General features: G+C 63.8%; 11 protein-coding genes. 6 read left to right on the top strand and 5 right to left on the bottom strand.

All coding sequences use genetic code 11. The features are described 5' to 3' along the window. Window positions 1–10 precede the first annotated feature (10 nt). From FYJ91_RS07445 to FYJ91_RS07455, 3 genes are all read left to right on the top strand, one after another. Window positions 11–1,003, top strand: a complete 993-nt coding sequence (locus FYJ91_RS07445) for a ligase-associated DNA damage response exonuclease (protein ID WP_149521638.1) — start codon at window positions 11–13, stop codon at window positions 1,001–1,003. Then, the gene (locus tag FYJ91_RS07450) at window positions 1,000–2,610 is read left to right on the top strand and encodes a cisplatin damage response ATP-dependent DNA ligase (RefSeq protein WP_149521639.1); all 1,611 of its coding nucleotides are present in this window, start codon (window positions 1,000–1,002) and stop codon (window positions 2,608–2,610) included. Before FYJ91_RS07445 ends, FYJ91_RS07450 begins: the two co-directional genes overlap by 4 nt. Before the next feature lie 88 nt (window positions 2,611–2,698). Next, complete coding sequence (locus FYJ91_RS07455; protein WP_181008388.1) at window positions 2,699–3,724, top strand: hypothetical protein; 1,026 nt, start codon at window positions 2,699–2,701, stop codon at window positions 3,722–3,724. A 3-nt stretch (window positions 3,725–3,727) separates the two neighbouring features. Here the strand turns inward: FYJ91_RS07455 and FYJ91_RS07460 are convergent, their stop codons facing one another. Beyond that, window positions 3,728–5,146, bottom strand: a complete 1,419-nt coding sequence (locus FYJ91_RS07460) for a methyl-accepting chemotaxis protein (protein ID WP_149521641.1) — start codon at window positions 5,144–5,146, stop codon at window positions 3,728–3,730. A gap of 139 nt (window positions 5,147–5,285) precedes the next feature. Here FYJ91_RS07460 and ku point away from each other — a divergent pair, with 139 nt between their 5' ends. From ku to FYJ91_RS07475, 3 genes are read left to right on the top strand one after another with little or no spacing between them, the layout of a single operon-like run. Next, window positions 5,286–6,164 (top strand): non-homologous end joining protein Ku, encoded by an 879-nt coding sequence (gene ku / locus FYJ91_RS07465; protein ID WP_149521642.1) that lies wholly within the window; start codon window positions 5,286–5,288, stop codon window positions 6,162–6,164. Between the two features lie 4 nt (window positions 6,165–6,168). Beyond that, a complete protein-coding gene (ligD, locus tag FYJ91_RS07470) occupies window positions 6,169–8,670 on the top strand; it encodes a DNA ligase D (RefSeq protein WP_149521643.1) in 2,502 nt (833 codons plus the stop codon). Between the two features lie 2 nt (window positions 8,671–8,672). Beyond that, window positions 8,673–8,996, top strand: a complete 324-nt coding sequence (locus FYJ91_RS07475) for an antibiotic biosynthesis monooxygenase family protein (RefSeq protein ID WP_149521644.1) — start codon at window positions 8,673–8,675, stop codon at window positions 8,994–8,996. Here the strand turns inward: FYJ91_RS07475 and FYJ91_RS07480 are convergent. From FYJ91_RS07480 to FYJ91_RS07495, 4 genes are all read right to left on the bottom strand, one after another. Then, window positions 8,993–9,178: a hypothetical protein gene (locus tag FYJ91_RS07480; protein WP_149521645.1), complete on the bottom strand. Its 186-nt coding sequence runs from the start codon at window positions 9,176–9,178 to the stop codon at window positions 8,993–8,995. The genes FYJ91_RS07475 and FYJ91_RS07480 overlap by 4 nt on opposite strands. A 132-nt stretch (window positions 9,179–9,310) precedes the next feature. Then, window positions 9,311–9,994 carry a Fe2+-dependent dioxygenase gene (locus tag FYJ91_RS07485; protein ID WP_149521646.1) on the bottom strand — a complete coding sequence of 228 codons (684 nt, stop codon included), beginning with the start codon at window positions 9,992–9,994 and terminating at the stop codon, window positions 9,311–9,313. A gap of 7 nt (window positions 9,995–10,001) precedes the next feature. Then, window positions 10,002–10,721: an energy transducer TonB gene (locus tag FYJ91_RS07490; RefSeq protein ID WP_149521647.1), complete on the bottom strand. Its 720-nt coding sequence runs from the start codon at window positions 10,719–10,721 to the stop codon at window positions 10,002–10,004. Window positions 10,722–11,138: 417 nt separating this feature from the next. Continuing rightward, a complete protein-coding gene (locus FYJ91_RS07495) occupies window positions 11,139–13,595 on the bottom strand; it encodes a TonB-dependent receptor (protein ID WP_149521648.1) in 2,457 nt (818 codons plus the stop codon). Between the last annotated feature and the right edge of the window lie 53 nt (window positions 13,596–13,648).

The raw sequence follows: 13,648 nt of genomic DNA on the forward strand, positions 1-13,648 counted from the left end.
GATCGCCTGAATGGCGCACTGGATCGAGGCGTCGCCGCGCGGGGTTTACGTCCGGCCCGCCGACGCCTGGATCGACCCATCTGTCCCGGTCGATCGCGCGCTGGTGACGCACGGCCATGCCGATCATGCGCGCGGCGGCCACAGCCAGGTCTGGGCGACGCCTGAGACGCTTGCGATCATGGCACTGCGTTACGGCACCGAGGTTGGCACCTCGGTCGCCTATGGCGAGACGATATCGTTGGGCGGTGTCGACGCGACATGGGTTCCCGCCGGGCATGTGCTGGGATCGGCGCAGATATTGCTCGAACATGCCGGTGAGCGCATCGTCGTCACCGGCGACTATAAGCGCCGCGCTGATCCGACTTGCGCGCCGTTCGAGCCGATCCCCTGCGATATCTTCATCACCGAAGCCACCTTCGGACTGCCGGTGTTCCGTCATCCGCCGATCGAGCAGGAAATCGACAAGCTGCTGGGCGCGCTCCATGCCTCTCCGGACCGCTGCGTTCTGGTCGGTGCCTATGCGCTCGGCAAGGCCCAACGCGTGATCGCGGAGGTGCGTGCGCGCGGGCACCACGATCCGATATACATCCACGGTGCGATGGAGCGGATGTGCGATCTCTATCGCGACTTCGGCATTGATCTGGGTGAGCTGCATTCCGCCACCGCCGCCTCGGCCGACCAGTTGCGTGGCAAGATCGTGGTGTCGCCCCCTTCGGCGCTCAACGATCGCTGGTCGCGGCGCCTGCCCGATCCGATTACGGCGATGGCATCGGGCTGGATGCGGGTGCGGCAGCGCGCGCGGCAGAAGAATGTCGAACTGCCGCTCGTCATCTCCGACCATGCCGATTGGGACGAACTGACTGCGACGATCCGCGAGGTCGCCCCGTCTGAAACCTGGGTCACGCATGGCCGCGAGGAGGGACTCGTCCACTGGTGCGAGACGCATCAGATGAAGGCCCGCGCGCTGGCGCTGGTCGGTTATGAAGATGAGGACGAGGGGTGAGGGCCTTTTCCCAACTCCTCGACGGCCTCGTCTATACGCGCTCGCGCAATGCCAAGCTGGCGCTGATCGCGGCCTATATGCGCGAGGCGCCCGATCCCGATTGCGGCTGGGCGCTCGCGGCGCTGACGGGCGATCTGAACATTCCGGCGGTCAAGGCATCGGCGATCCGCGCGATCGTCGAGGAGCGGGTCGATCCGGTGCTGTTCGCGATGAGCCGCGATTATGTTGGCGATCTCGCCGAGACGGTGTCGTTGCTCTGGCCCAAACGGATCGATCAGCCCGCCGAGATCGACGACGGCTCGCTCACCCTCTCCGCCGTGATCGACCGGCTGATGAAGCTCGGTCGGGCCGAGGCGCCGGGGGTGTTGGGCGAGATGCTCGACCATCTCGATTCGAGCGGCCGCTTCGCGCTCCTGAAGCTCGCGACCGGCGGTCTGCGCGTGGGCATTTCGGCGCGGCTCGCCAAGACCGGTTTCGCGCAGGCCTTCGGGATCGACGTCGATCAGGTCGAGGAGGTGTGGCACGCCCTCAGCGCCCCCTATGGCGAACTGTTCGCTTGGGGGCAGGGCGGGGAAAAGCCCGATCCGCGCGGTACCCCCTTCTTCCGCCCGTTCATGCTCGCCCATCCGCTGGAGGATGGCGAGGTCGACCTTGCCGATTATGCCGCCGAATGGAAATGGGACGGCATCCGCGTCCAGATCGTCGGCACCGGCGAACAGGTGCGGCTCTACAGCCGTGCGGGCGACGACATCACCGCGACCTTTCCGGACGTCGCGGATGCCTGCGCCGGCATCCACGCGGTGCTCGACGGCGAATTGCTGGTGCAGGGCGAGGCGCAGGGGACGGCGGAGCATGGCGGGGCGGCGGCCTCGTTCAACGCGCTCCAGCAGCGGCTGGGGCGCAAGACCGTCTCCGCGAAGATGCTGTCGGAATATCCCGCCTTCGTTCGCCTCTACGACATCCTGCTCGATGGCGACGAGGATTTGCGCGAGCTCGGGTGGAGCGATCGACGGACGCGGTTGGAGGCGTTTGCGACCCGGCTCGATCCGTCGCGCTTCGACGTATCCGCGGTCATCGATGCAGCCGACTTCGCCGCATTGGGCGACATTCGCCTGGGTTCGCGCGATGCCGCGATCGAGGGCGTCATGCTCAAGCGGCGCGACAGCCCCTATGTCGCGGGACGGCGTACGGGCCTGTGGTACAAATGGAAGCGCGATCCGCTGACGGTGGACTGTGTGATGATGTACGCGCAGCGTGGCCACGGTAAGCGATCGAGCTTCTATTCGGATTATACGCTCGGCTGCTGGACCGGCGATCCGGCGGCGGGCGGCGAACTGCTTCCGGTCGCAAAGGCCTATTCGGGTTTCACCGACGAAGAACTGAAATGGCTCGACAGCTTCGTGCGCAACCACACGCTCAATCGCTTTGGCCCCGTCCGCGAAGTCGAAAAGACGCTGGTGATGGAGATCGCGTTCGACAGTGTTCACGACAGCCGCCGCCACAAGTCCGGCGTCGCGATGCGTTTCCCCCGCATCGCCCGCATCCGCCGTGACAAGCCGGCCGAGGAAGCCGACCTGATCGAGACGCTGCGCGCGATGATCAGCTAGAGCGCAAGAACTGTATCGGTTTTGGCGTAGATCCGAACCCTGATCCTGTTCCCAGATGATATCGTCGCGCATTCTCGGGGGAGGCATCGTGATGGTAAATCTTACGGGGCGCGGACCGTTGATGGGATCTGTCGATCGCTTCTTCATGGAGACGGCGTTCACCGCGCGGATCGTCGTCGATACGATCAGGGACAATTTCGTCGGATATGTGCCCACGGACCCGCAAAGGCACCAGGCGCTTCAGGCTGAGTTCGATGTCATCGCCGCCGAGAACCGACCCCAGTTGGGCCAGTTGCTCAAGATCGAGGCGGCTCTGGTCGATCTGATGCCTGACGACATGGTCTGCGCGCGTTTATGGTCGGTGCAGGACCGATTTCGCCGTGTGGTCCCCGCCACCACGCTCACTGCATATGCAGCTAGCAGTCCAGACCCGGGAAGCGCCCAGTGGAGCGAGCCCCGCTTCGTCAAGAACCAGTATAAATCCCTGCTCGACGTTATTCACATCAACTATCTGATGAATATTGGCCGTGAGAAATCGATCAAACGAGCGAAGTTCATCGTCGTGATCGCCATGACGGCGCTGACAATCGCGTTTTTGATCGTGGCAAAATTTTCGAGCGATCTCGTCGCATATCTGGTGTTCCTTTTCATCATCGGCCTGATGGGTGCGACCATGAGCATCTGTCGCCGCTTGCAAACGGTGGTCTCGCATGATGCGATGACCGAGGATCCGATCTTCGAGTTGACCGGCCTACGGTCGGGCTGGGTGGGACTGATGTTGTCGCTCTTCATGGGCGGCGTGTTCGCATTGGTGATGTACGCGATCGTCATGGCGGGCTCGCTCGACTCGCTTCTGACCGTGCCCGAAGTGGCCGACAGCATCATCGCAAACGAGGCGGTGCCCGACGCGCCGGTTATCGTGGCTGATCGTTCGCAGCAATTGGTCAAAACCTGTTCGGCACGGAAGGGCGACACGATCTGCGACATGGCAAAGGCGCTCCACCTTGCCGACATATCCAGCCTGTTTCGCCTGATCCTGTTCGCCTTCGCGGCGGGTTTTGCCGAACGGCTGGTGCCCGACATGCTGGGGCGCCTGAGCAAGCAAAGCAGCTAGCGGTCAGTCCAGATAAGCGAATTCGAGATTGCCCCAGCGTCGTCCGCGCACGCGGAACGGGATGGCGATCGACTTGACCGGGCGGTAGCGCCCGCCGCCCAGCGGCTGGCGATAGGTTTCGAGCGTGAAGGGCGCATCGCTGCGCAGGTTGGCCGCGGTCTGATCGTCCATGAAGCTGCGGCGGTTGCGACAATGCTCGGCATTCCACAGCGGGTCCGGTCCCTGCGGCAGCGATTTTGCGCTGATATGGGTCGGCAGATAGCCGCTCATATCGACCAGCGCGGTCGCGAGCACGCGGCTGTCGGCATCGACCGCGCGGTCGATGATCGGCCGGATGCGGGCGTCGGCGAAAGGCACGAAGCGGTTCAGGTACTGTTTGGGGTTCGAGCCTTCGACCGGCACATAATGACTGTCGAACAGGGTCGATTCATCGAGTTCGCCGGCATCGAGTGCGTCTTCGATCACGCGTTCGATCGCGCGTAATGTGCGCCGTGCCTGATCGACGAACGGCGTATCGGCGGTGCGTACGCCGGTCTGTGAAACGAGGTTGAGCAGGCCGTTCGACATACGCTCGAGGCTTTCGAGCCGATCGCTTGCCGCACGCAGTGCACCGCTATTGGCCTGCGCGGCTTCGCTAAGGCCGGTCAGTCCGGTTTCCAGATCGTGGACGTTTTGACGGATCGCGAGCGAGCCCGACGCGATATTGTCGGTGCGCGCGTCGAGTTCGTCGACGAAGCTCAATGTCTCGCCCAGCATGTCGGACAAGGCGGCGGTGCGTTGGCGTGCCTCGCCCCCGCTTGCGACGCCCGCATCGATTTCGGCACCGATGCCCTTGGCCTCGCGCGACAGGCGATCGATCGTCTGTGCGATCTTGTCGGTCGCGGCGCGGGTGTCGCCGGCCAGTTTCTTGACCTCGCCTGCCACCACCGCGAAGCCGCGCCCCGCGTCGCCGGCGCGCGCGGCCTCCAACGTCGCGTTGAGCGCGAGCAGGCTCGTCTGCCGTCCGATCGTGTCGATCGTCTGGGCAACCTTCTGCACCTCGCGCAGCGCTTCTTCGAGCATGTCCATCCGGTCGCCGAGCCGGACGACGAGATCGGTCAGGCCGCCGAAGGTTTCGATCGCTTCCTCGACGACCGGCTTGGAGCCGAGCAGATGGCTGCGCGCCTGGCCCGCATATTCATGCGCCTCCGCCGATGCCTCGGCGACCTGCTGCTGCTCCTTGTGCAGCGACGTTGCCGCTTTCTGCAGCTTGCCGATCAGGTCGGTCTGTTCGGTGATCTCCTCCCCGACATGGACGATCTTGCCGCCGACATCGCTGCATTCGATGGCGAAACGGCCGCATCCCGCCGCGATCCGTTCGATCGCGGTCTGCAACTCGTCCGACGTTACCGGCGCTGTGGTCGCAATGGGCGTATGCTTCATCCTTTCGTATTACCGCCACAGTGCTTAACGAAACCTTCCCTAAAGCTCGTTTTCGCTGAATTTCGGGCCGCTTCGTCAATCACGGAACCGACCTTCGTCCCATGCTTTGAATCGCCTCCGTTACGGTGAAGGAAAAGACATGGCCGCGCGCGCCTATTGGCAGGGTCAGATCCGCCTCGCTCTGGTTTCGATTCCGGTCGAGATCTTCAGCGCGACGAAGAGTTCGGCTCAGGTCGCTTTCCATCAGGTGCACGAACCTTCGGGCAAGCGGATCAAGCTGCAAAAGACGGTGCCCGGTATCGGTCCGGTGGATGTCGACGAGATCGTCAAAGGCTTCGAGATCGAGAAGGGCGAATATGTCCTGCTCGAACAGGATGAGATTGATGCGGTGAAGCTGGAGAGCAAGCGCACGCTGGAGCTCACCCAGTTCGTCGACGCCAGCGAGATCGACGTCCTCTATTATGAAAAGCCCTATTTCGTCGTGCCGGCGGATGAACTGGCGGAGGACGCCTTCATCGTGCTGCGCGAGGCACTGAAGAAGACGGGCAAGGTCGGGCTGGGCCAGCTTGCGATGCGCGGCCGCGAATATGTGGTGAGCCTGAAGCCGTGCGGGCGTGGAATGGTGCTGGAAACGCTGCGCTATGCCGATGAGGTGAACAAGGCGCAGGGCTATTTCCGCGACATTCCCGATCACAAGCCGGACGAGGATTTGCTCGACCTCGCCGAAACGCTGATCGCGAAGAAGACGGGCAAGTTCGACGCGAAGGAATTCCACGATCGTTATGTCGATGCGCTCAAAGGTCTGATCGAGAAGAAGCGCAAGGCCAAGGGCAAGCGGATCATCGAGGAAAGCGATGAGCCCGCGCCGGACGGTCGCAAGGGCAATGTCATCGATCTGATGGCCGCGCTCAAGAAATCGGTCGAAGGCGGCAAGGCGGCGCCCGCCAAGAAACCCGCAGCGCGCAAGGCTGCTGCGAAGCCGCCTGCCGCAAAGCCGTCTGCGCGCAAACGCGCCTGAACCGATGGCGGGCCTTGCCGAATATAACGCCAAGCGCAATTTCAAGAAGACGCGCGAACCGGCGGGGAAGGTCGACAAGAGCGGCCGGCATCGCTTCATCGTGCAGAAGCACGCCGCCACGCGGCTGCATTACGACTTCCGCCTCGAGATGGACGGCGTGCTGAAAAGCTGGGCGGTGACGCGCGGACCAAGCCTCGATCCCGCGGACAAAAGGCTCGCGGTGCGCACCGAGGATCATCCGATCTCCTATGCCACGTTCGAAGGGGCGATCCCGAAGGGCGAATATGGCGGCGGCACGGTGATGCTGTGGGACGAAGGCAACTGGGCGCCGATCGAGGGCAAGAGCGAGAAGGATCTGGAGAAGGGCCACCTCCACTTCACCCTCGATGGCGAGCGAATGAAGGGCGAATGGCTGCTTGTGCGGATCAAAGGCAAGCCCGGCGAAAAGCGCGAGAACTGGCTGTTGCGCAAGATCGACGATAAGGAGGCGGGCAGCAGCGACGACCTGACCGCGCATGCGCTCACCAGCGTCAAGACCGGGCGGACGATGGCGGAGATCGAAAGCGATGTCGGCGGTGAGATAAGCCTGAAGGGCAAGAGCGGCAAGGCGTTCGACGCGGCGATGGCCAAGGCGGAATCGCATGTGGAAGCAGCGGCGAAGCCGGCGAGGCGAAAGGCCGCGTCGGGCAAACCACCCGCCTTCCGCAAGCCGCAGCTCGCGACCCTCGTCGATCATGTGCCGACCGGCAATCAGTGGCTCCACGAGATCAAATATGACGGCTATCGCGCGCTGATCGCGGTCGCGGGAGACAAGGTGACGATCCACACCCGCACCGGCCTCGACTGGACCGATCGCTTTGCCGACGTCGCGAAGGCCGTGGCCGCGCTCGATCTGCCCCCTGCGCTGATCGACGGGGAGATCGTCAAGCTTAACGCCGATGGCAATCCCAGCTTCTCGGCGCTCCAGACCGCACTCAAGGCGGGGAAGGGCGGCTTCACCTTGTTCGCCTTCGATCTGCTCTCGCTCGACGGCGCGGATCTGGCCGCGCGGCCCAATATCGAGCGCAAGGAACGGCTCGCCGCTTTGCTACCCGATGACGATGCCGTCGTCCGCGTCTCCGATCATGTGATCGGTGCTGGCGAAAAGCTGTTCGCGGCGATGTGCAGGGCGGGACAGGAGGGGATCATCTCCAAGCGCGCAGACGCCCCCTATCGATCGGCGCGGACGCAGAGCTGGCTCAAGGTCAAATGCACCCGACGGCAGGAATTCGTCATCATCGGCTGGTCGAAGAGCGACAAGAGTCGCCGCTTCCGCTCGCTGCTGTTGGGCCAGCGAGAAGGCGGTAAGCTCGTCTATGCGGGCAAGGTCGGAACCGGCTTCGATCAGGCGACCATGGACATGCTTTGGGACAAGTTCGGCAGCCGCGCCCGCAAGACCGCCCCCGCCGATGTTCCCCGGACGGACGCGCGCGGGGCAAGCTGGCTGAAGCCCGATCTCGTCGCGGAGATCGCCTTCGCCGAATTCACCCATGACGGCGTGCTGCGCCATGCGAGTTTCGTCGGGCTGCGATCGGACAAGTCCGCGAAGGACGTCACGCGCGAGGAGCCCAAGCCGGTCGAGAAGGTCGCCGCCGCTCAACCCGAAAGCACTGTGAAGATCAGCAGCCGGGATCGCGTGATCTTCCCCGAGTCGAAGGCGACCAAGGGCGACCTCGCGGACTATTATCAGGCGATCGGTCCGATCATCCTGCCCTGGATCGCGCAACGGCCGGTCAGCCTGGTCCGCTGTCCGCAGGGGCGCGGCAAGCAATGCTTCTTCCAGAAGCACGACGCCGGCAGCTTCGGCGATCATGTCCACCGCATCCCGATCCGCGAGAAGAATGGAAAGGCGGAGGACTACCTCTATGTCGACGACGTCGACGGCATCCTCGCCTGCGTCCAGATGGGGACGATCGAGTTCCACGGCTGGGGATCGCGGATCGACGATGTCGAAAAGCCCGACCGGATGATCTTCGATCTCGATCCCGACGAGGGGCTCGATTTCGATGCGGTGAAGGCGGCCGCGAAGGATATTCGCACGATGCTGTCGGACATCGGACTCGTCAGCTATCCGATGCTGTCGGGCGGCAAGGGCGTGCATGTCGTCGTGCCGCTCACCCCCGAAGCCGAATGGCCCGTGGCCAAGGATTTCAGTCACCGCTTCGCCGAGGCGCTGGCGCAGGCCGAGCCCGATCGCTTCGTCGCCAACATGGCGAAGGCCAAGCGCGTCGGCCGCATCTTCATCGACTATCTGCGCAACCAGCGCGGCGCGACCGCCGTGGTGCCTTATGGCGTGCGGGCGCGGGAGAACGCGCCGGTCGCAGCCCCCGTGACGTGGGACGAGCTGGACGGGTTCGACAAGGCCGGCGCTTTCACGATCGCCGACGCGCGAAAGCTGATCGACCGCGCCTCGTCGAAAGCGCTGCGTGGTTGGGGGCGGGTGTCACAGACACTGCCGGATCTTTGACGATGTTCGTCGCGGTCTATTGGTGGCGCGTCCACCCCGGCAAGGAGGAGCAGTTCGTGCGCGCCTGGGCGCGGGGGACGGACCTGATCCGCGAGATTTACGGCAGCTACGGATCGCGTCTGCATCGCGACGGCGACGGGCGCTTCGTCGGCTATGCCGAATGGCCCGACGAGGCGACCTGGCGCGCGGCGTTCGACAAGAAGATGGTCTATGACGATCCCGAAACCCGCGCCGCTTTCGTGGATGCGGTGGCAGAGGTTCCGCCAGATGCCGATCCGATCTTCACGATGACGGTGATCGACGATCGGCTGACGACGCGGCGTTAGCGATGCGCCGATCGGCTCGATTGACCCATGCCGAGTTCGAGTTCGCGCGCCCGGCGCTCATAATGTTCGGCAAGCTGGAGATGGGTGCGCTGCAGTTCGGCGGTCGTGGCGCGCGCGGCCGCACGGCGCTCTTCCGCCGCCCGCTCCCGATACACTCCGCTACTGTCGCCAATCTCGATCAAAGCTACACGCCCCTGCACTGATCGGACCGCAATAGTCCGATCGGCTGGGCGCGCTAGCCTCAATCCCGGAGCTTCGCAATTGTTTACATCCGGGACCGGATCGGACCTAAACTAAAGGATTAGGGAGGTCTGTCAGGCGTCGGCCCAGCGGCGCAGCAGGTTGTGATAGACGCCGGTCAGGCGGATGATTTCCGCGTCGGATTGGCCCCGGTCGGCCGCGATCGTCTGGATCGACTGGTCGAGATCGAACAGCAGGCTGCGCGCCGAATCGTCGCGCACCATGCTCTGCATCCAGAAGAAGGAGCAGATGCGTTCCCCCCGCGTCACCGGCGTCACCATGTGCAGGCTGGAGGAGGGATAGAGGATGGCGTCGCCCGCCGCGAGCTTGACGCTGTGCGCGCCGTACGTGTCCTCGACCACCAGATCGCCACCGTCATAGCTGTCGGGATCGGCCAGGAAGACGGTCATCGACAGATCCGAACGAACGCGGAAGTCGGTGCCCCTGCGAATACGCACCGCATTGTCGACGTGGGTGTCGAACTTCTCGCCCCCCGAATAGCGATTGAACAAGGGCGGGAATATCTTGAGCGGCAGTGCGCTCGCAATGAACAGGGGCGACCGGCCGAGCGCGTCGAGGATGATGCGCCCCGCCTGCTGCGCGGCCTCGCTCTCCTCGGGCAATTGCCGGTTGCGCTTGGCGAGCGCGGACTGGTGGCCCGACGTGATGTTGCCGTCGACCCATTCGGCCGCGTCGATCAGCATGCGGACATGCGTCAGCGCATCGGCGTCGAGGACGCCGGGAATGGCGATCATCATGCGCGGATCACTTCAGCTTGAATGGGAACCGCACGGCACCCTGGACTTCGACTGGAACGCCGCCGCGCATGAAGGGCTTGAACAGCCAGCGGCGCACCGCGTCCAGCGCGGATTGGTCCATCGACTTGAAGCCGCTGGTGTCGATGATCGATGCCTGCGCGACGCGACCCTGCGTATCGATCACCAACAGAAGGCGGACGATGCCTTCCTTGCGCTGGCGACGCAGCTCGATCGGATATTTGGGCGATTCGTAGTGCAGCATGTTCGACGATACGTCGTCGACGCTGACCGGGCCCGCAGGAGCCGGCGGCGTGATCGGGGCGACCTCGGCCTTCGGCGGCGGCGGGGTCGGCGTGGTGACGACAGGGCTTGGAGCCGGAGCCACTACCTGCACGATCGGCTGCGGTGCGACGATCAGCGAGCGTACCTTTTCGACCGGCTTGGCTGTTTCGGTCGGAACGGGCGGGGGCACCGGCGGCTCGATCACCAGATCGATCACCAGCGGGCCATGCTTGGCCTTCGCCATCGGGATGACGTCGAGCTTGATGAGTGCGCCGATCAGCGCGACGTGTCCCAGGACGACGAGGGCGATCGTGCGCCAGCGCGGCGCGGCATGGCCGCCATAGACCGACCGTTCGACGACCACGGTCTCGCGCTCGTCGGGAAAGGTCGTGTGGAAACTCGCCGTGGCCGTTCCACCGCCCGCCATGTCCAGCGTAGCGTGCATTCTAGGACTCCCTGCCTGCCGAGGTCGCTACGCCGATTCGTATTGCAAATCAATCGCAATATCGACGATTTGGTAACAGGCCAGCAAAGAACAGCCGCAGGATTTGGCGGATTATCGATCGTCCCGAAAAGGGGAAGGCCCGCCTCCCAGGGGTGAGGCGGGCCTTCTACGTCGGACAGTTGCGGGGCAGCGCCTGCCCGACGTGGGAGCTGTGATCCTTGCCGAAGGAGAGGCGATGAAGCGCCGCTCCCTCTTCCCGACTCACTCTAGCGAGTCTTTATTGCAAATCAATAGCAATAACTTCGTCGTGACGATTTTCTGTGCGGAGGATCGCGCGCAAAGAAAAGGCCCGCCTCTCAAGGGAGAGAGGCGGGCCAGACGCCGGTGCGGGCAGCGCTCGCCCGGCGAGGAGAGGGATCAGAAGCTGTAGTTCAGGCTGAACACCGCCGAACGGGTCGGCGCGGGTTGCGCCCAGCTGCCTCCGACGGCGTTGCGGACGGTCGTCACATACTTCTTGTTGGTGAAGTTCTGGACGTTGACCTGCGCCTTCAGATTGTCGGTGATTGGGTAGGACGCCATGAACCGATGGATCGTATAGCTCGGCACATAATAAGCGACGTAAGTGCTGGCCGTCAGCTGGGCCAGCGTCGGCTGGTTCAGCAGGAATTTGCCCTGATGGTTCAGGCCGTAACCGAGCTCCAGACCGAAATCGAAGCGGTAGGTGGTGAAGATGCTGCCGGAATGCTTTGGCGTATTGGTCAGTGAGTAGCCGCGCGTCGGATCCGGGAAGGCGGGGCTGTTGACGCCATTGCAGGTCGCGACAGCATTGGTGACGCCTGGGTTGGCGAGACAGATGCTCGAGACGCCCTGCTTGATGTCCGACTTGAGGTACATGTAGTTCGCCGAGATCGTCCAGTTCGGGGTGATATTGCCCGAAGCGCCGAGCGACACGCCCTCGACCCGCTGATTACCGTCGAGCCGTTGATCGACCTGGGTCGGATCGTTCGACGCGACGCGGATGCTGTCGCGATCGTTGCGGAACAAGGCAGCGGTCAGCAGCAGCTTCTTGTCGAACAGGTCGGCCTTGGCGCCGATCTCATAGTTCTTGGTGGTTTCCGGCTTCACGTTGCAGTTCGCGGCCGCGCACGATCCGTCGACCGAGGTCTGCGATGGCGCCTTCGAATTGCCATAGGCAAAATAGAGGCTGGTGTTCGGCGTGGGCTTGAAGACCGCGCCGACACGATATGAGAAGATGTTGTCCTTGGGCGAATAGAACTGGTTCGGGTTCGGCGCCGTGGCCGTTGGCGGGGTCAGCTGGCCGATCGTCGCGCCGGTCGTCACATAGCTGAGCGTGCGGTTGTTGCCGCCGACGCGCTCGTACCGCGCGCCGCCATTCAATTCGAACCAGTCGGTGAACGCGATCGTGTCGAACAGATAGACTGCGTAGGAGCGTTGTTCGCCCCGGTTGCGGCTGCCGAGGATGAAGTTGACCGGGCCGTTATAATTGTTGTCGCCATAGACGCGACCAGCACCGGCCGGACCCTGCACCACGCTGCCCGGGTTCGATATGCTGACCAGCGGGAAGGCCGGTGTCGAGCCATCCGGGTTGCGCGGCAGATTGCCCTGGACCTGTTCGAAATCCTGCCAAAGCGCCGACGCGCCGAGCACGATCGAGTGCTTGATGCCCCCGGTGTCGACTTCGGCGGTCAGGTCGGTCTGGTTGTAGACCGTTTCGTTGGTGATGAAGCGCTGCACGCCGCGACCGCCGGTGGGCGCGTAGAAACCCGGGGGAACCGCCGCACCGCAAGCCGCCGCCGTTCCGCCGATGAACGGCGCCTGCGGCTGCAGGCCGGTCGAGGCGAGACAGAAGGTGCCGGTCGGCTGGCTGGTGACCGTGTTCTGCTTGATATGTTCGAAGCGGCTCAGGTTGCGGATCTTCACCGTGTCGCTGAACTCGTGGCTGAAGATGCCCTGGACCGACTTGGTCTTGCTGTTCTGCTGGTCGAGGTTCGCGAAGCCATAATAGCCCTCGCGGTCGAACTCGGGCAGGAAGCCGCCGAGGTTGGTGTAATAGCGGATGCCATATTGCGGCATCGCCTTGTCATCCAGATATTCGCCCTGGATCGTCAGGCTGGTCGGGCCTTCGATGCCGATGGTGATCGCCGGTGCGACGCCCCAACGCTTGAAATCCTCGACCTTGCGGCCTGGCACGTCATTCTCGTGATAGACCGCGTTCAGGCGAACCGCGACCAGATCGCTGACGCGAACATTGGAGTCGACGGTGGCGCGGTAATAATTGTCGGTGCCGACGCCGGCGCTCAGCACGGTCTGCGTTTCGGCGAGCGGGCGCTTGGTGACCAGGTTCACCGTGCCGGCGACCGATCCGCCGCCGTTGACGACCGAATTGGCGCCGTTGGTGACCTCGACCTGCTCGATATTATAGACTTCGTTGCGGTTGGCGGTCGACTGCGAACGGACGCCGTCGACGGTCACGTCGTTCTTCGCGTCCTGGCCGCGCAGGATGATGCGGTCGCCATAGCCGAAGCCGCCTTCGCCCGCGCCGAAGGTGATGCCGGGAACAGTCGACAGCACGTCGCGCAGCGTGAGCAGGTTCTGTTGCTGGATCGTCGTCTTGCCGATGACGGTGATCGTCTGCGGCGTATCGAGCAGCGGGCGGGTCGCCTTGGGAGATTCGACGCGCTCGACCTTCACCTGGTCGATCGCGGTATCGGTGACTTCGAAGCTGCCCAGGTCTTTGCTGGCGGCGGGCTTGGCGTCCTGGGCATAGCCCGGAGCCGAGGCGATGAGGCCGACGCAGCCGAGCGCCAGGAAGGCCGGCGAGGCGCTCGCCTTGAAGGACGAAGATCGAGACATAATTCCCCCTCTTGTGCGGATTGTTCCACTAGTGAGCGGGCTATTGATAATCA

This window comes from Sphingomonas montanisoli (assembly GCF_008274695.1).
GTDB classification, from domain to species: Bacteria; Pseudomonadota; Alphaproteobacteria; order Sphingomonadales; family Sphingomonadaceae; genus Rhizorhabdus; species Rhizorhabdus montanisoli.

Bases quoted from the DNA above. Each gene is read 5' to 3' on its own strand.
- FYJ91_RS07445 (WP_149521638.1), top strand. From the start codon at position 11: ATGGCGCACTGGATCGAGGCGTCGCCGCGCGGGGTTTACGTCCGGCCC.
- FYJ91_RS07460 (WP_149521641.1), bottom strand. From the start codon at position 5,146: ATGAAGCATACGCCCATTGCGACCACAGCGCCGGTAACGTCGGACGAG.
- ku (WP_149521642.1), top strand. From the start codon at position 5,286: ATGGCCGCGCGCGCCTATTGGCAGGGTCAGATCCGCCTCGCTCTGGTT.
- ligD (WP_149521643.1), top strand. From the start codon at position 6,169: ATGGCGGGCCTTGCCGAATATAACGCCAAGCGCAATTTCAAGAAGACG.
- FYJ91_RS07475 (WP_149521644.1), top strand. From the start codon at position 8,673: ATGTTCGTCGCGGTCTATTGGTGGCGCGTCCACCCCGGCAAGGAGGAG.
- FYJ91_RS07485 (WP_149521646.1), bottom strand. From the start codon at position 9,994: ATGATGATCGCCATTCCCGGCGTCCTCGACGCCGATGCGCTGACGCAT.
- FYJ91_RS07490 (WP_149521647.1), bottom strand. From the start codon at position 10,721: ATGCACGCTACGCTGGACATGGCGGGCGGTGGAACGGCCACGGCGAGT.
- FYJ91_RS07495 (WP_149521648.1), bottom strand. From the start codon at position 13,595: ATGTCTCGATCTTCGTCCTTCAAGGCGAGCGCCTCGCCGGCCTTCCTG.